Consider the following 14,870-nt stretch of genomic DNA (forward strand, 5'->3'; position numbering starts at 1 on the left):
CCGCCGCCGACGTCGTCGATTCGAGGATTAAGTCCATGCGCCTGCCGATCTTGACCCTCACCGCGACTGCGGCGCTGTTCGTTGCGGCACCGGCCAATGCTCAGAGATACGACCCGCGCTATCCGGTGTGCATGCACGTTTACACGGCCGGTGGCGGCTTCGGCGGTGGTGGCGGTGATTATTTCGACTGTTCTTTCACCTCGATGCCGCAATGTCGGGCCACGGCGTCAGGGCTCGCGGCGAGCTGTGACGTCAATCCCTACTACGCGCCCAAAGAGTCGCCGCCTCGCCGGCGCCACAAGAAGCCGCACTAGCGATCGTCGATGCGGCGTGCAGGAGCACTCTTCATGCGTCTCTGGTCGTGCCCCATCATCGTCGTCGCGGCATTGCTCGCGCTCACGCCCTCGCATGCGCAGACCTACGATCCGAGCTATCCCGTCTGCATGCACGTCTATTCCGGCCGCGGCGGCCTGAATTGGTATGATTGCTCTTTCACCTCGATGCCGCAGTGCCGCGCCACAGCCTCGGGCCGCGCTGCCACTTGCGATCTCAATCCGTATTATCGGTCCAATGCACCCTCGCAGCGCCAGCGTCACCGGCGCAGCGGCTAGCGCCACTGCACAGGCCACCAAGCCAATCGTGGTCCGCTTGTGCAGATGATGTGAGGGCCAGGCGCTCCGCCCATCTTGCGCCGGCCATCGGCCTGCGCCGACACCATGCCGCCGAGATCGCCGGCCTGGTAAAGGATAGCTAGCGTTAATTCCGCACTAACCGGGTTTTACCTTGTCCTTTAACACCTGGGCAGGGCGCGCGAGCTAAGTTGCCGGAACCAGCAGAAACGTTCCGAAAGAATGAACGGCAATGACGACCGCTGTCATCGAGCAACCGAAAACCGGGCGTGCCCCTTCGGCATCAAAGATCTGGCTGAAAGCCATCGAGCTCACCGCGCGGATCGAGACGTTGCCGGGACGCCTGTTCGCCGACGTCATCGACGACTGGGCGCAGCGCCAGCCCGACCGTGTCGCGCTGGTCGCCGATGACGCGAGTCTCGACTATAAAGGCCTGTCGAAGCGGATCAGTCGCTACGCGCGCTGGGCGCTCTCGGTCGGCGTGACCAAGGGTGATATCGTCGCGTTGATCATGCCGAACGGCATCGACTATGTCGCGGCATGGCTCGGCATCAGCCGCGTCGGCGGTGTGGTCGCGCTCCTCAATACCAAGCTGGTCGGTCAGTCGCTCGCGCATTGCATCGACGTCGCCAAGCCCAGGCATATCATCGTGGCGCACGAGCTCACGGAGATATTCGAGAGTTCAACGCCGCATCTGAAGACCCAGGCCAAGGTCTGGACGCATGGCGATGCCCGCAGCGATCGTGCCATCGATGTCGCGCTTGCCGTGCTGGACGACGCTCCTCTTTCGCCGCTGGAGCGCGGCGAGGTTACCATCGACGACCGTGCGTTGCTGATCTACACCTCGGGCACGACAGGCCTGCCGAAGGCGGCCAGCATCAGCCACCGCCGCATTCTCAATTGGGGCTTCTGGTTCGCCGGCCTCACCGGCGCGACCCCCCAGGACCGGCTCTATGATTGCCTGCCGTTATTCCACTCGGTCGGCGGCATCGTCGCGCCGTGCAGCATGCTGGCCGCCGGCGGCTCGGTGGTGATCGCGGAGAAATTCTCTGCGTCGCATTTCTGGCCCGACATCGTCCGGCACGACTGCACGCTGTTTCAATACATCGGCGAGCTCTGCCGCTATCTGCTCAAGGCGCCGCCGTCGGAATACGAGAACCGTCATCGTCTCCGCCTCGTCTGCGGCAACGGCCTGCGCAGCGACATCTGGGACGACTTTCAGGCGCGTTTCGCCATTCCCCGCATCCTCGAATTCTATGCGGCGACGGAAGGCAATTTCTCGCTGTTCAACGTCGAGGGCCAGCCGGGCGCGATCGGCCGTGTCCCGCCGCTGCTCGCGCATCGCTTTCCAGCCAATCTCGTCAAGCTCGACCCCGGCAGCGGCGTGCCGCTACGCAATGAAGAGGGATTTTGCCTCGCCTGCGCTCGCGGCGAGGCCGGCGAAGCCATCGGCCGCATCGGCACCGCCGATGAGGGCGGCGGCCGCTTCGAGGGCTACACCGACGCCGGCGAGACCGAGAAGAAGATCCTTCGTGATGTCTTTGCCAAAGGCGATGCCTGGTTCCGCACCGGCGATCTGATGCGGATCGACGACAAGGGCTTCTTCCATTTCGTCGATCGCATCGGGGACACTTTCCGCTGGAAAGGCGAGAACGTCGCGACATCGGAGGTGAACGACGCGATGCGCGACTTCACCGGCGTGGTCGATGCGACCACCTACGGCGTCGGCATCTCCGGCACCGACGGTCGCGCCGGCATGAGCGCGATCGTCGTCAACGAGGGCTTTGACATTGGGGCATTGCCCGCACATCTGGCGCAACGCCTGCCGGCCTATGCACGTCCCGTCTTCATCCGCATCTCCAGCGAGATCGATGCGACCGAGACGTTCAAGCAGAAGAAGGGCGATCTCGCGCGGGAAGGCTTCGATCCCGCCGCGATCTCCGATCCGCTGTTCATGGTCGACCCGAGATCCGGAGCCTACGTCCCGCTGGACGCCGAGGCTTATGCACGAATCCTGGACGGCTCCATCAGGCTGTAAACCCGGCAAAATCCGCAGATAGGTCCAATTTTATCTGAATTGTCCAAGAAGCCATTTACTTCTCTCGGGTAAACAAGCGGCCATGGGGAGGCGGCCAGCAAGAGCCGCCGCAACAGCAACGATAACAAAGCGAGCCAGCCATGTCGGTAAGGTCTAAGGTCATTGAGGCGATCCAGCAGATCGCCAGGGAGCAGCACGTCACGCTTCCCGCTCTTTCGGACGATCTGTCCCTGCACGAGACGGGCTTCGACTCGCTCGCCTTCGCCATTCTGGTCGCGCGTCTCGAGGACGAGACCGGCGTCGACCCCTTCACCATCTCCGAGGACGCTGCATTTCCCGCCACGGTGGGCGATTTCGTGCGGGCCTACGAAAATGTCCCCGCGTGAGATCTTTGCGCTCCGCGACCATCTCAGCGCGGAGCTGAAGGGCCGCACGATCTCCGATGCGCACGATGTCGTGTCGCTGACCGACGTCCTGTCGCACACGGTCCTGGGCGGCCGCCTGCGCGAATTGTCGGGCCGCGCCGTCCTGCTCAAACTATCGGACCAGCTTCGCTCCGGCCTTGCCATGATCGAGCTCGACGGCATCGCCCGTCGCATGCTGCTATGTCCACCCGATCTCAACGCGGCACATCTCGACGCGCTGATCGCAGATGCCGCGATCGACGCCGTCGTCACCGACGAGCCCGACCGCTGGACCGACACGGGCATCGCGCTCGTCGTCACTGCGCAATTGCCACTCGAAGCCGCCACGCCAGCCAAGTCCGAACGCGCAACCGAATGGCTGATGCTGACGTCGGGCACGGCCGGCGTGCCGAAAATCGCGGGCCATACGCTGGAGGCGCTGACCGGCGCGATCGTCGCCGAGGGCCCCGCACGCGGACCTGCGCCGGTGTGGGCGACGTTCTACGACATCCGCCGCTATGGCGGCCTGCAAATCTTCCTCCGTGCCATCCTCTCCGGCGGCTCCATGGTGCTGTCGGATCCGCAGGAGGCGCTGGCCGATCACGTCGCACGGTTGAATGCGCGCGGGGTCTCCCACATCTCGGGCACACCCTCGCACTGGCGCAAGCTCCTGATGAGCGGTTCGGCCACGCAATTCGCCCCGGCGTACGTCCGTCTCTCCGGTGAGATCGCCGACCAGGCGGTGCTCGATGGTTTGAAGGCGGCATTTCCCAACTCCTCCATCGGTCATGCCTATGCCTCGACCGAAGCCGGCGTCGGCTTCGCCGTGAATGACGGGCTGGAGGGCTTTCCGGCCGATTATCTCGGCAATCGCAACGGCGTCGAGATGAAAGTGGTCGACGGCTCGCTCCGTATCCGTTCGACGCGCACCGCGCATGCCTATGTCGGCCGCAGCGCCGGGGCGCTCACCGATGACGACGGATTTGTCGACAGCGGCGACATCGTCGAGCTGCGCGGTGACCGCTATTACTTCGTCGGCCGCCGCGGCGGCATCATCAATATCGGCGGGCTGAAGGTCCACCCCGAAGAGATCGAGGCGGTGATCAACCGACATCCCGATGTGCGGATGTCGCGGGCAAAATCGCGGAAGAGCCCGATCACCGGCGGCATCGTCGTCGCCGACGTGATCCTCACTGCGGGTACCGATCCCGCGCGCGCCAAAGAGATTCGCGACCAGATCCTGGATCGGTGCCGCGCGCAGCTCGCCTCCCACAAGGTGCCGGCGGTGATTCGCTTCGTCGAGGCGCTCGATGTCACCCCGGCCGGAAAACTGGCGCGAACCGATGCATAAGAACGTTCTCGTCACCGGCGGTAGTCGCGGCATAGGTCTTTCGATCGGCAGACGCCTCGCCGGCGCCGGCTACAACGTGATCGCGGCGGCGCGGCGTGAGAGCGAAGAGCTCAAGGCTGCGATTGCCAGGTCCGACGGGCGGCTGCATTTCCGTGCATGCGACCTTGCGGTGATCGACGCCATTCCGGCCTTTGCAAAATTGGTGCGCGACGAATTCGGCCCGGTCTACGGCCTCGTCAACAATGCCGGCCTCGGCACTGAAGGCCTGCTCGCCACCATGCATAATTCCGAGATCGAGGCGCTGGTGCAGCTCAACGTGCTGTCGCCGATCATCCTCACCAAATATGTGGCGCGGCAGATGATGGCGGACGGCGCCGGCCGCATCATCAACATCTCCTCGATCATTGCCACGACCGGCTATAACGGCCTGTCCGTCTACGGCGCGACCAAGGCTGCCGCCACCGGCTTCACCCGATCGCTTGCGCGCGAGGTCGGCAAGGTCGGCATCACGGTGAATGCCATCGCGCCGGGCTTCATCGACACCGAGCTCACGCATAATCTTTCCGACGAAGGCCGCAAGCGCATCGCCGGCCGCAGCGCGCTGCGCCGCCTGCCGGAGACGGACGACGTCGCGCGCATGGTGGAATACCTGCTCGGCGAGGGCGGCCGCAATGTCACCGGGACCGTGTTCACTGTCGATGCCGGGAATACGGCATAGGCGGAACCGTGACATCAACACTGCGTTGATCCGGCGCAATGACAGTCAGCCGGATCTGGTCGTAAGATGCCTCGCAATCGATTGGGTTACGTCAATCGATCTGCCCTAATCGACAGGGAGCAGTCCATGGCCATGCCTGACATGACCGCTTCAAATCAGGACGCCACGGCACAATCCCGCGCAAAGCCGAATGATGGCCATTGTCCGCCGATGACGCATCAGAATTCCGGCGGTCACGGCCATGAAATGTACCCGCAGCAATTCGTGCGCCTGGTCGGCTGCCACGATGCCTCTCTCGAAACCTTGCGCAAGCGTCAGGACGAGAAGCTGCACTAACGCGCGCCGAGATTGGAAGAATCGTTATCGCGCTTCAGGTTCTTGTTCGAGCATGATCTTTTCGGAAAACCGCGGCCATTTTCCGGATCATGCGTCAGCTCCTCACGTCCGGTGCTTCGGCAGGTCGATTCGTTGGTGTGAGAATTCCGGCGGGCCTTCGGTGAGGCGGCGGATCCGGCGCTCGCGTTCGTCCGCCGGCAATGCGGGATCGAGCAGGGTCTCGATCTCGTGAACTGCGATCTCTTCGATCCTGGTGTCGTCCGAGGCGATCGGATGCCCCGCCAGGGGCGCCGGCGGCGCGATCTTCAGACCCAGCTCGATCAGCTTGCAGATTGCGTCCGAGCGGGTCAGGCGATGGGCTTCAGCCCAGGCATCGACCGCCTCCGTCAGTCTTTCGGGCAGCTTGACCGCGCTGACCGGCTCGATGCCGGTGCGCCGGCGGACCGGAACGGTGGAGTCCTTGTTGCCGAAGTCGGACACCTCGATCATCCCTTGCAACCCTTGAACTCGAAAAGGATAGCCGCACTCCCCGGCCCCTCGCTTGATGCCGATCAATGACATGCTGCGGCATTGCAACGCGGTTACATCTTGTTGCCGCCGCACCTTGTTGTCCTGGCCGGTTTCGGCCAAAGATTGAAAGGGACGCCGGCCGGCGAAACCGGATCCATTCCGCCCCGTATTTGTTTCGCATTCCAGACACCCAGCAGCCGCGATGACCTCAGGCGAATCCTTCTATGGCGGCATTCCCGTCTTCCGCGGCTTCACCAGCCTGATGGACCCTGCGCTCTATGCGCCGCTGCCGGACGATTGGAGCATCGGCGTTGCCGACATCGTCGATTCCACCAAGGCCATCGCGGCGCAGCGCTACAAGGCGGTCAACATGGCCGGCGCGGCCGTGATCGCGGCGGTGACGAACGCGCTCGCGGGGCGCGAATTCCCCTTCGTGTTCGGCGGCGACGGCGCCAGCTTTGCGGTTGCGCCTCACGATGCCGAACTGGCCCGCGACGCGCTGGCTGCAACTGCGACCTGGGTGCGGGAGGATCTCGATCTGGAGATGCGGGTGGCCCTGGTGCCGGTCAGCGCCATCCGCGCGCAAGGCCTCGATGTGCGCGTGGCACGCTTCGGTCCCTCGGCGAACCTGTCCTATGCGATGTTCTCCGGCGGCGGCCTCGCCTGGGCCGATGCTGCGATGAAGCGCGGGGAGTTTGCCGTTCCCGAAGCGCCGGCGGGCACGCAGCCGGATCTCTCCGGCCTGTCCTGCCGCTTCGAGGTGATACCGGCCTCACGTGGCCTGATCCTGTCGGTTCTGGTGATGCCCGCTCGCGGGGGCGATCCGAATGCCTTCCGCAAGGTGATCGAGGACATCATCCATCTCGTCGAACGCAGCCCGGATGGTGCGCGCCCGGTGCCCCCGCAAGGGCCACCGTTGAAATGGCCGCCGCAGGGGCTGGACTTCGAGGCCCGCACAAGGCGCGGTGGTCCGCTGCTCGCGCGCCGCGCCAGCGTGCTGGCCTATACGCTGTTCGTTTATCTCGTCATGCGCTTCGACCTTAACGTCGGCGGCTTCGTGGCAAACGTCTACAGGCGTCAGGTGGTCGAGAACTCGGACTTCAGGAAGTATGATGACGGCCTGCGCATGATCCTTGACTGTACGCAGGAGCTCGAACGCGCGTTGAGCGATCGCCTCGCGGCCGCCGCGGGCGAGGGCGTCGTGCGTTACGGCCTCCATCGGCAGGATGCTGCGATGATGACATGCTTCACCCCGTCGGTGCTGCGCAGCGATCACGTGCACTTCATAGATGGCGCGCGAGGCGGCTACGCCTCGGCGGCAACCGCGCTGAAGGCAATGATGGCGTGAGGCGTCAGCGCCCGGCGCGAGTCCAGGTCTCGCCGCCGCAGAGCGCGCCGACGCAGCCTTCGACCCGTAGCGAATCCGCCGACGTTACGGTGACGCTGCTGGCATAGCTACTGCCATCGTCGGCGTTGTAGATCTGGCCCGACCATTTGTTCTGGCCTGACGGCTGCATGGCACTGAACAATGGCAGACCGATCATCGGACGCCTGGCGAGCGCGGGATTGGGATTCTTGCTGTCGGTGGCGGGCTGGCCGGTGGCGGTGTCGTAGGGTTCGCGCAGCCAGACGATGTGGCCACAGATGCCGTCGCCGCACCTGCTGATCTTGACGCGCGCATCGCCCGCCTGGGTGAGCCAGGTCCCGTCGGCGCTCTGCGCACGCGCGGCAGATGCGCCAAGCAGCGCGGCGATGAGGACGATGAGAGCAGAGAATCTGGAAGTCATGGAGAGGGGTTCCGAAAAATGGAGCGCCTCCATAGCAGGCCGGCGGGATAGTGCAACGCTGGCCGGAATCACATTCCTGCGTTTATTCGTCCGCTCACTTGGCTGCGCTCATTTGCCCCAGCGCGCGACGGCCACCGAGGCCGCAGTCGACAGGCCGAACACGACCATGGCACCGCCGACCAGCGCGAACAACGTCCAGGCCGGCGCCTGCGCCGTCATCAGGCCGATGCCGCCGATCGCAACGATCAGAAGCCGCGCGGTAGAGGCCAGGACGGGCCCACCGACACGCGTCGCGCCTTGCGAGGAGAAGTAGAGCGACACACCTATGCCGAAGAACACGAAGGCCGGGCCGGCCCAATGGAAATAGCTGTAGGCGGCGGCGGTGACGGCGGGATCCCGCGTGAAGAGCGTGACCCACAGCGAGGGATAGATCGCGATGACGAGCCCGATCAGGCCAACCGTAAGTCCGGAGGCCGCAGCTGCAGTCCAGGCCACGCGTCGCGCGCGCTTCACATGTCCCGCGCCCATCGCCACGCCGACCATCGGCACCGAGGCGATGCCAAAGGCGAAGGTGATCGGGATCAGCAGAAATTCCAGCCGCGAGCCGATGCCGTAGCCTGCCAGCATCTCGGTGCCGAAGGTGGCGAGGATTTTCGTGAAGATCAGAATGGTGAGCACGGTCTGCAGCGGCGACAGACAGGCCACCGCGCCCACTTTGAGAATGTCCAGGAACATTGCGCGCTCGAAATGAAACGCGCGAAGGTTCAGCGGCAGTCGGCTGCGGCCGGAGGCGAGATACCAGAGGAGGAAGATCGCGGCGAAGCTGAACGCGATCAACTGGCCGCTCGCGACGCCGGGCATGCCGAACTGCTTCACGCCGAACAGACCGAGCCCCAGCGTGCCGCCGAGCGCGATCTGGAGCACGCCCGCCGCGATCAACGTTATCGAGGGAATGCGCATATCGCCGGTGCCGCGGATCACCGAGGCCAGCGTGTTGACGAGCCAGATCGCGACCGCACCGGAAAACAGCACCTGCGAATAGCCGCAGGCTTCCTCGAGCACGTGATCGCGTCCGCCGAGCAGCGCGAACAACGAGCGGCCGAAGACGAGCATCATCACCGTGAAGAACAGTCCGCCGCAGAGGCCGATGATGGCGGCATGCAGCGCCAGCGTCGCTGCGCGGTCCCGATCGCCTGCGCCGAGCGCGCGGCTGATCGCGGATGAGACGCCGCCGCCCATCGCGCCCGCGCTCATCATCTGCGTCAGCATCGCGAACGGAAACACCAGCGCGATCGCGGCGAGCGGAACGGTGCCGAGCCGGCCGATATAGGAGGTCTCGGCGATCGAAACCAGCGTGCTGCCGACCATCGCGATCATGTTGGGAATCGCGAGCCGCAGCAACGTGGGCAGGATGGGCGCCGTCAGCAGGCTGGCGATGGAGGAGGCGACCGGGGCACGCGGCGGGGCGGCGTCTAGGGTGGCGTCGATCGTCATGTGTCACCGGACGGAATTTAGATGATGATTGACATGTTATAGGGGCAGGCAGGGCCCGGCGGCAGCCTCACCTCACGCAGGGGTCACCACGGCAAGCCGCATAGGTCGATGGTGCCCAAGGTCGGCGCCCGGACGATGTTGAAGACGTAGGGTGCCATGTGGGTGAACCGGATCCGCCCCTCCGGCTGCTCGCAATAGACCTCGCCCTCGAATGGCAGCCAGCTCCGGGCCGCGTAGAACGCGGCGTTGTGCGGCTCGCAGAACAACAGTGCGAACCGGACCGCCTCATTCGCGCGCATGGTGTGCACAGCCGCGTCGATCGCCAGGGTCGCGTAGCCGCGGCCACGCCGGTCTTCGCGGGTGCAGACCCCGCCGATGCCGCCGATATGCGTCTTCTGTCCGTTCCAGGTGACGGTCCGAAAGTAGATGCCGACATGACAGACGAGGCCGTCCTCGGGCGTCTCGATCAGCACGCGCAGATCGGCATTGGCCCATTTGACGTGAGCCCAGGGCTTGTCGGCGACCAGATGCGGTGCCCAAATTGCCTGATGCAGTGGCTCCGCGATCGGCCAAGAGGCATCGCCGTTCAGGATGTCGATCTCGACGCTCATCGCTCCGTCTCTCGCATGTTCGGTTCGCGGTGCATTCGTTCTGTCATAACCGCTTCAAAGGCAATGATATTTTGCGGCGATCGGCCAACCCTGGGCGATCGTCCGCCGCCCGCGCCGATTTTTGCAATCGTGCCAAGCGGCCGCATCACGCGTTTTGGCAAATTGGCGGTATTTAACGGCCACGGAACCTTCTATAAGGGGTGACCGTTAGAACTCGTTCCCCCATCAGTCGCGGACAACACCCATGACCTTTACGCTGCCCCCACTCCCTTACGCCTATGACGCCCTCGGCCAGTTCATGTCGAAGGAGACGCTGGAATTCCACCACGACAAGCATCATCAGGCCTACGTCACCAACGGCAATAACGCGCTCAAGGGGACCGAATGGGAAGGCAAATCCCTTGAAGAGATCGTCAAGGGCTCGTTCGGCAAGAACCCCGCGGTGTTCAACAATGCCGGCCAGCACTACAACCACATCCACTTCTGGAGCTGGATGAAGCCCAATGGCGGCGGCACCAAGCTGCCGGGCAAGATCGAGAAGAAGATCAACGAGGACCTCGGCGGCTTCGAGAAGTTCAAGACCGACTTCCAGGCGGCCGGCGTCGGCCAGTTCGGCTCCGGCTGGTGCTGGCTCCAGGTGAAGAACGGCAAGCTCGAGATCTCCAAGACCCCGAACGGCGAGAATCCGCTGGTTCACGGCGCCACCCCGATCCTGGGCTGTGACGTCTGGGAGCACTCCTACTACATCGACTATCGCAACCGCCGCCCCGACTATCTCAAGGCGTTCGTCGAGAACCTCGTGAACTGGGAATACGTCGAGTCCCTGTTCGAGAAGGCTTGAGCTTCTCGGTCATTCCGGGCCGCCCGCAGGGCGAACCCGGAATCCAGAAGTTATGGCGCGAGATTCCGGGTTCGGCTTCGCCGCCCCGGAATGACAAGAATAGCGAAAGGCGGTCGCATGTGCGGCCGCCTTTTTGCTGTTTGGAAAGCCCTGCGCGGCGCGCGCATGGGTCTGCCGTCCTATCGTTTGCATCCGGGGAATACCGCCCTTAATCAGGACGTGCATCACCCTCGAGCCGACCGGCACCCGTTGTCAGAACCTTCCCCGAAGAACCCGGCGCCCGCCGAGGACGCGGAGTCCGAGCCGCGGCCGGGACGAGTCCGCAAGCCGATCGGTTGGTCGACCATCATCATTGCCGTGCTGGTGGCGGTGAGCGCGGCACTTGTCTGGCGCCGCGACGGCACCGACGGCGTTCTCGACATCCTGACCCATGACCTTTCGCTGTTCTCAGGCATCCTGCCGCGCGTGCTGGCCGGTTGCCTGCTCGGGGCTTTCATCTCGGAAATCCTGCCGCACGAAAAAGTGTCGCGCTCGCTCGGGCCGAAGTCCGGCCTGATGGGTCTCCTGATCGGGACCGCCTTCGGCGCGATCCTGCCCGGCGGTCCCTTCACCGCTTATCCGGTGGCGAGCGCGCTGCTCGCAGTCGGTGCCGATTTCGGAGCCACCATCGCCATGGTCGTAAGCTGGACCCTGATCGGCTATGGCCGGGCGGTGGCCTGGGAGATCCCGATCATGGGCACCGATTTCACGCTGTGGCGGATCCTGATCTCGCTGCCGCTCCCGGTGCTCGCAGGCGCCCTCGGCCGCTTCGTCTATGTCCGGCTCTATCCCAAGCCCGAGCGGAAGGACGAGGAGACGTGAGTGCGTCCCTACTGATCGATATCCTTCTGTGGGGCTCGGTCTTCGGCGTCGGCCTGATCGCCTTCCGCCGTGGCCCGGCCGTGTTCAAGGCCTCGCTGCGTGAAGGCTCGATGGATTTCGTCAACATCGTGCCGCGGATCGCGCTCGGTGTGATCGGCTCCGGCTATATCGCCGCCATCATTCCGCAGGAGGTGATCACCGGCTGGCTTGGGCCGGACAGCGGCTGGCTTGGCGTTGCGACCGCTGTGGTCGCCGGCGCGGCGACGCCCGGCGGGCCCGTGGTCGGCTTCTCCATCGGCACGGTTGCGCTGAAGTCGGGCGGCGGGATGCCGCAGGTGGTCGCCTATGTCGTCGCCTGGGCCCTGTTTGCCTTCCAGCGCGTGATCCTGTGGGAAATCCCGTTCATGCCGGCCCGTTTCGTCTGGTTCCGCTGTGCCGTCTCGGTGCCGTTTCCCTTCGTGGCGGCCGCCATCGCCATGGTGATCGGCAAGCCCTGAGCCGCCGTGGACAGGGGTAATGTTATAATATAACGTCCAGCCATGGTTCCCGCCGCGTCCCACGCCCATCGTCACGACCATGCTCACAGCCATTCACATGCGCACGGGCATGGACACGACCATACCCACGCCCATGTCCACGATGCGGCCTCGCCACATCCTGCCCAGGCGGCGCCCTGGTCGATTCTGCGCATGACCATGGCCGCGCGCCTTGCGGCTGCGCTCGCCGTCTGTGCCGTGCTCTGGGGCGTGGTCTTCCTGGCGATGAGGTGACCGTGGCACAGCTGGCATTCCGCAACGTCACGCTTGGTTACGACCGGCACCCGGCCGTGCACCATCTCAACGGCGAGGTCGCGCGAGGTGCGCTGGTCGCCGTGATCGGCCCGAACGGCGCGGGCAAGTCGACCCTGCTGCGCGGCATCGTCGGCATCCTCAAGCCGCTCGACGGCAGCATCCATCTCGGCGGGCTCGATAGCAGGGACATCGCCTATCTGCCGCAGAGCGCGGAGATCGACCGCAGCTTTCCGATCTCGGTGTTCGATTTCGTCGGCACGGGGCTTTGGCGCGAGGCCGGCCTGTTCGGCGGCATCGGCAAGGCCGCCCGCGAAAAGATCCTCCGCGCGATCGCTTCCGTCGGGCTCAATGGTTTCGAGAACCGCCCGATCGGCACGCTCTCGGGCGGCCAGATGCAGCGCGTGCTGTTCGCGCGCGTGCTGCTGCAGGATGCTGCGCTCATTGTGCTCGACGAGCCCTTCAACGCCATTGACAGCAAGACCACGGCTGATCTGCTCGCGCTGGTGAAACGGTGGCAAGGCGAGGGCCGGACCGTGCTCGCCGCGCTGCACGACATGGAGATGGTGCGTAACCATTTCAGCCAGACGCTGGTGCTGGCGCGTGGCCCCGTGGCATGGGGACCGACGGCGGAGGTTTTGACGCCGGAGAACCTGCTGGTCGCGATGCGGATGTGCGAGGCCTTTGACGACAGCGCCGCGGCCTGTGCGGCTGACGATGCCCGTTCGCGGGCGGCTTGATATCCGATGCTCCATGACGCGCTGATCGGCCCGTTCACCGAATTCGAGTTCATGCGGCGCGCGCTTGCCGCCGTGATCGCCCTGTCGCTGGCCGGCGCGCCGATTGGCGTGTTCCTGATGCTGCGGCGGATGAGCCTCGTCGGCGACGCCATGGCGCATGCGATCCTGCCCGGCGCGGCGGTCGGCTTCCTGCTGTCCGGTCTCAATCTGTTTGCGATGACGGCGGGCGGCCTGATCGCCGGCTTTGCGGTCGCGATCCTCGCCGGCGTGGTTGCGCGCTCGACCGGGCTGAAGGAGGATGCTTCGCTGGCGACCTTCTACCTGGCCTCGCTGGCGCTCGGCGTCACCATTGTCTCGATCAAGGGCACCAACATCGATTTGCTGCACGTGCTGTTCGGCAACATCCTCGCGATGGACGATCAGACGCTGCTGGTGGTGGCCTTCAACGCCACCGTGACGCTGCTGGTGCTCGCGGTGATCTACCGCCCCCTGGTGATCGAAAGCGTGGACCAACTGTTCCTGCGGACCGTCAGCCGTGCCGGCGGACCTGCGCATCTCGCCTTCCTCGCGCTCGTCGTGATCAACCTCGTCAACGGCTTTCAAGCCCTCGGCACGCTGCTTGCGGTCGGGTTGATGATCCTGCCGGCTGGCATCGCGCGGTTCTGGTCGCGCGATCTCACCGGCATGATCTGCATCGCTGTCGTTGCTGCCGCGGTCTCGGGCTATGCGGGCCTCGTGCTGTCGTTCCAGACCCGTGTGCCGTCGGGGCCCGCGGTCATTCTGGTGGCGACGGTGCTCTACATCGTCTCTGTCCTGTTCGGCCGCGTCGGCGGCATCGTCCGGCAATTGTTTCCCGGCCGGCATCTGGAAGCGTGACGATGCGGATCATCCTGCTTTGTGCCCTGTTGCTGATCGCCTCGCCGCTCCAAGCCGCGGAGGGGCTCAACGTCATCGCGAGCTTCTCGATCCTCGCCGATTTCGTCCGCAATGTCGGCGGTAACAGGATCAATCTGACCACGCTGGTCGGCGCCGACGGCGACGTCCACGTCTACACGCCGGCACCAGCCGATGCGAAGCGCGTTGCGCAGGCGAAGCTCGTCATCGTCAATGGGCTCGGGTTGGAGGGCTGGCTGCCGCGTCTCGTGCAGTCTTCCGGCAGCAAGGCGCGGGTCGTCACTGCAAGTGCCGGCATCGTGCCGCTGAAGCTCGGCTCGGCCGCAGATCCCCACGCCTGGCAGTCCGTCCCCAACGCCAAGGTCTACGTGACCGACATCGCCAATGCGCTCTCCGCGGCTGCCCCGGATGACGCGGATGTCTTCCGCGCTCAGGCAAAGGCCTATCTGGAAAAGCTCGACACGCTCGATCGTGAGATCCGGGAAGCGATCGCCAGAATCCCGCCGGAGCGGCGCAAGGTGATCTCCACCCATGACGCCTTCGGCTATTTTTCAGCCGAATATGGTGTCCAGTTCGTCGCCCCCCTGGGCGTCTCCACCGAAACCGAGCCCAGCGCGCGGGACATCGCTGCCATCATCGGCCAGATCAGGGCCCAGAGAATCCCGGCGGTATTTCTGGAGAATATCAGCGACGACCGCCTGATCCGGCGGATCGCGGCGGAGACCGGCGCAAAGGTCGGCGGGACCCTGATTTCGGACAGTTTAACGGGCGAAAAGGGGCCGGCACCCACTTACATTGACATGGTCAGGCACAATATAAAGACCCTGACCAGCGCGCTTGACCAATAGGGCAGGGGCCACCCCGCCTC

Annotated in this window: 19 protein-coding genes; 15 read left to right on the plus strand and 4 right to left on the minus strand. The window is 64.8% G+C overall.

Translation table 11 applies throughout. The features are described from left to right. Positions 1–35 precede the first annotated feature (35 nt). From ACFDR6_RS15590 to ACFDR6_RS15620, 7 genes are all read left to right on the plus strand, one after another. Complete coding sequence (locus tag ACFDR6_RS15590) at positions 36–314, plus strand: DUF3551 domain-containing protein (RefSeq protein ID WP_375858791.1); 279 nt, start codon at positions 36–38, stop codon at positions 312–314. 33 nt (positions 315–347) lie between these two features. Continuing rightward, positions 348–611 (plus strand): DUF3551 domain-containing protein, encoded by a 264-nt coding sequence (locus ACFDR6_RS15595; RefSeq protein ID WP_375858792.1) that lies wholly within the window; start codon positions 348–350, stop codon positions 609–611. Between the two features lie 250 nt (positions 612–861). Next, positions 862–2,667: a long-chain-acyl-CoA synthetase gene (locus ACFDR6_RS15600; protein WP_375858793.1), complete on the plus strand. Its 1,806-nt coding sequence runs from the start codon at positions 862–864 to the stop codon at positions 2,665–2,667. A 140-nt stretch (positions 2,668–2,807) separates the two neighbouring features. Next, positions 2,808–3,053 carry an acyl carrier protein gene (locus ACFDR6_RS15605; RefSeq protein WP_008135396.1) on the plus strand — a complete coding sequence of 82 codons (246 nt, stop codon included), beginning with the start codon at positions 2,808–2,810 and terminating at the stop codon, positions 3,051–3,053. Further along, the gene (locus ACFDR6_RS15610) at positions 3,040–4,422 is read left to right on the plus strand and encodes a class I adenylate-forming enzyme family protein (RefSeq protein ID WP_375858794.1); all 1,383 of its coding nucleotides are present in this window, start codon (positions 3,040–3,042) and stop codon (positions 4,420–4,422) included. The genes ACFDR6_RS15605 and ACFDR6_RS15610 overlap by 14 nt, the downstream gene beginning before the upstream one ends. Then, positions 4,415–5,140 carry an SDR family NAD(P)-dependent oxidoreductase gene (locus ACFDR6_RS15615; RefSeq protein WP_375858795.1) on the plus strand — a complete coding sequence of 242 codons (726 nt, stop codon included), beginning with the start codon at positions 4,415–4,417 and terminating at the stop codon, positions 5,138–5,140. The genes ACFDR6_RS15610 and ACFDR6_RS15615 overlap by 8 nt, the downstream gene beginning before the upstream one ends. Before the next feature lie 126 nt (positions 5,141–5,266). After that, a complete protein-coding gene (locus ACFDR6_RS15620; RefSeq protein WP_375858796.1) occupies positions 5,267–5,476 on the plus strand; it encodes a hypothetical protein in 210 nt (69 codons plus the stop codon). Between the two features lie 102 nt (positions 5,477–5,578). Here the strand turns inward: ACFDR6_RS15620 and ACFDR6_RS15625 are convergent, their stop codons facing one another. Continuing rightward, entirely contained in the window at positions 5,579–5,965 is a 387-nt protein-coding gene (locus tag ACFDR6_RS15625; protein ID WP_375859121.1) for a hypothetical protein, read from the minus strand. Positions 5,966–6,188: 223 nt separating this feature from the next. Between ACFDR6_RS15625 and ACFDR6_RS15630 the strand changes: the two genes are divergently transcribed. Beyond that, entirely contained in the window at positions 6,189–7,334 is a 1,146-nt protein-coding gene (locus tag ACFDR6_RS15630) for a DUF3095 domain-containing protein (RefSeq protein WP_317242227.1), read from the plus strand. A 4-nt stretch (positions 7,335–7,338) separates the two neighbouring features. Here ACFDR6_RS15630 and ACFDR6_RS15635 read toward each other — a convergent pair whose 3' ends face one another. The 3 genes from ACFDR6_RS15635 to ACFDR6_RS15645 all read right to left on the minus strand — a co-directional run bounded on the left by ACFDR6_RS15635 (position 7,339) and on the right by ACFDR6_RS15645 (position 9,878). After that, a complete protein-coding gene (locus ACFDR6_RS15635; protein WP_317242228.1) occupies positions 7,339–7,773 on the minus strand; it encodes a DUF2147 domain-containing protein in 435 nt (144 codons plus the stop codon). A gap of 108 nt (positions 7,774–7,881) precedes the next feature. Next, positions 7,882–9,267, minus strand: a complete 1,386-nt coding sequence (locus ACFDR6_RS15640) for an MATE family efflux transporter (RefSeq protein ID WP_375858797.1) — start codon at positions 9,265–9,267, stop codon at positions 7,882–7,884. Positions 9,268–9,350: 83 nt separating this feature from the next. Next, a complete protein-coding gene (locus ACFDR6_RS15645) occupies positions 9,351–9,878 on the minus strand; it encodes a GNAT family N-acetyltransferase (protein ID WP_212079907.1) in 528 nt (175 codons plus the stop codon). A gap of 244 nt (positions 9,879–10,122) precedes the next feature. Here ACFDR6_RS15645 and ACFDR6_RS15650 point away from each other — a divergent pair, with 244 nt between their 5' ends. The 7 genes from ACFDR6_RS15650 to ACFDR6_RS15680 all read left to right on the plus strand — a co-directional run bounded on the left by ACFDR6_RS15650 (position 10,123) and on the right by ACFDR6_RS15680 (position 14,850). Then, entirely contained in the window at positions 10,123–10,719 is a 597-nt protein-coding gene (locus ACFDR6_RS15650) for a superoxide dismutase (protein ID WP_028139981.1), read from the plus strand. Positions 10,720–10,968: 249 nt separating this feature from the next. Beyond that, on the plus strand, positions 10,969–11,580 hold the full coding sequence (locus ACFDR6_RS15655; RefSeq protein ID WP_375858798.1) for a permease: 612 nt from the start codon (positions 10,969–10,971) through the stop codon (positions 11,578–11,580). Then, positions 11,577–12,077 carry a hypothetical protein gene (locus tag ACFDR6_RS15660; protein WP_317242231.1) on the plus strand — a complete coding sequence of 167 codons (501 nt, stop codon included), beginning with the start codon at positions 11,577–11,579 and terminating at the stop codon, positions 12,075–12,077. The genes ACFDR6_RS15655 and ACFDR6_RS15660 overlap by 4 nt, the downstream gene beginning before the upstream one ends. Before the next feature lie 42 nt (positions 12,078–12,119). Next, a complete protein-coding gene (locus tag ACFDR6_RS15665; RefSeq protein ID WP_317242232.1) occupies positions 12,120–12,350 on the plus strand; it encodes a hypothetical protein in 231 nt (76 codons plus the stop codon). A 2-nt stretch (positions 12,351–12,352) separates the two neighbouring features. Beyond that, complete coding sequence (locus ACFDR6_RS15670) at positions 12,353–13,108, plus strand: metal ABC transporter ATP-binding protein (protein ID WP_212079918.1); 756 nt, start codon at positions 12,353–12,355, stop codon at positions 13,106–13,108. 6 nt (positions 13,109–13,114) lie between these two features. Then, positions 13,115–13,984: a metal ABC transporter permease gene (locus ACFDR6_RS15675; protein WP_375858799.1), complete on the plus strand. Its 870-nt coding sequence runs from the start codon at positions 13,115–13,117 to the stop codon at positions 13,982–13,984. Between the two features lie 2 nt (positions 13,985–13,986). Beyond that, complete coding sequence (locus ACFDR6_RS15680) at positions 13,987–14,850, plus strand: metal ABC transporter substrate-binding protein (RefSeq protein WP_375858800.1); 864 nt, start codon at positions 13,987–13,989, stop codon at positions 14,848–14,850. The last annotated feature ends 20 nt before the right edge of the window (positions 14,851–14,870 follow it).

Origin of the sequence: Bradyrhizobium tunisiense (assembly GCF_042263385.1) — a bacterium.
In the GTDB taxonomy this organism is placed as follows: domain Bacteria; phylum Pseudomonadota; class Alphaproteobacteria; order Rhizobiales; family Xanthobacteraceae; genus Bradyrhizobium; species Bradyrhizobium tunisiense.

What these genes read in the sequence shown, in the direction of transcription:
- ACFDR6_RS15590 (WP_375858791.1), top strand. Translation starts at nt 36, where the DNA reads ATGCGCCTGCCGATCTTGACCCTCACCGCGACTGCGGCGCTGTTCGTT.
- ACFDR6_RS15595 (WP_375858792.1), top strand. Translation starts at nt 348, where the DNA reads ATGCGTCTCTGGTCGTGCCCCATCATCGTCGTCGCGGCATTGCTCGCG.
- ACFDR6_RS15600 (WP_375858793.1), top strand. Translation starts at nt 862, where the DNA reads ATGACGACCGCTGTCATCGAGCAACCGAAAACCGGGCGTGCCCCTTCG.
- ACFDR6_RS15605 (WP_008135396.1), top strand. Translation starts at nt 2,808, where the DNA reads ATGTCGGTAAGGTCTAAGGTCATTGAGGCGATCCAGCAGATCGCCAGG.
- ACFDR6_RS15610 (WP_375858794.1), top strand. Translation starts at nt 3,040, where the DNA reads ATGTCCCCGCGTGAGATCTTTGCGCTCCGCGACCATCTCAGCGCGGAG.
- ACFDR6_RS15615 (WP_375858795.1), top strand. Translation starts at nt 4,415, where the DNA reads ATGCATAAGAACGTTCTCGTCACCGGCGGTAGTCGCGGCATAGGTCTT.
- ACFDR6_RS15620 (WP_375858796.1), top strand. Translation starts at nt 5,267, where the DNA reads ATGGCCATGCCTGACATGACCGCTTCAAATCAGGACGCCACGGCACAA.
- ACFDR6_RS15625 (WP_375859121.1), bottom strand. Translation starts at nt 5,965, where the DNA reads ATGATCGAGGTGTCCGACTTCGGCAACAAGGACTCCACCGTTCCGGTC.
- ACFDR6_RS15630 (WP_317242227.1), top strand. Translation starts at nt 6,189, where the DNA reads ATGACCTCAGGCGAATCCTTCTATGGCGGCATTCCCGTCTTCCGCGGC.
- ACFDR6_RS15635 (WP_317242228.1), bottom strand. Translation starts at nt 7,773, where the DNA reads ATGACTTCCAGATTCTCTGCTCTCATCGTCCTCATCGCCGCGCTGCTT.
- ACFDR6_RS15640 (WP_375858797.1), bottom strand. Translation starts at nt 9,267, where the DNA reads ATGACGATCGACGCCACCCTAGACGCCGCCCCGCCGCGTGCCCCGGTC.
- ACFDR6_RS15645 (WP_212079907.1), bottom strand. Translation starts at nt 9,878, where the DNA reads ATGAGCGTCGAGATCGACATCCTGAACGGCGATGCCTCTTGGCCGATC.
- ACFDR6_RS15650 (WP_028139981.1), top strand. Translation starts at nt 10,123, where the DNA reads ATGACCTTTACGCTGCCCCCACTCCCTTACGCCTATGACGCCCTCGGC.
- ACFDR6_RS15665 (WP_317242232.1), top strand. Translation starts at nt 12,120, where the DNA reads ATGGTTCCCGCCGCGTCCCACGCCCATCGTCACGACCATGCTCACAGC.
- ACFDR6_RS15675 (WP_375858799.1), top strand. Translation starts at nt 13,115, where the DNA reads ATGCTCCATGACGCGCTGATCGGCCCGTTCACCGAATTCGAGTTCATG.
- ACFDR6_RS15680 (WP_375858800.1), top strand. Translation starts at nt 13,987, where the DNA reads ATGCGGATCATCCTGCTTTGTGCCCTGTTGCTGATCGCCTCGCCGCTC.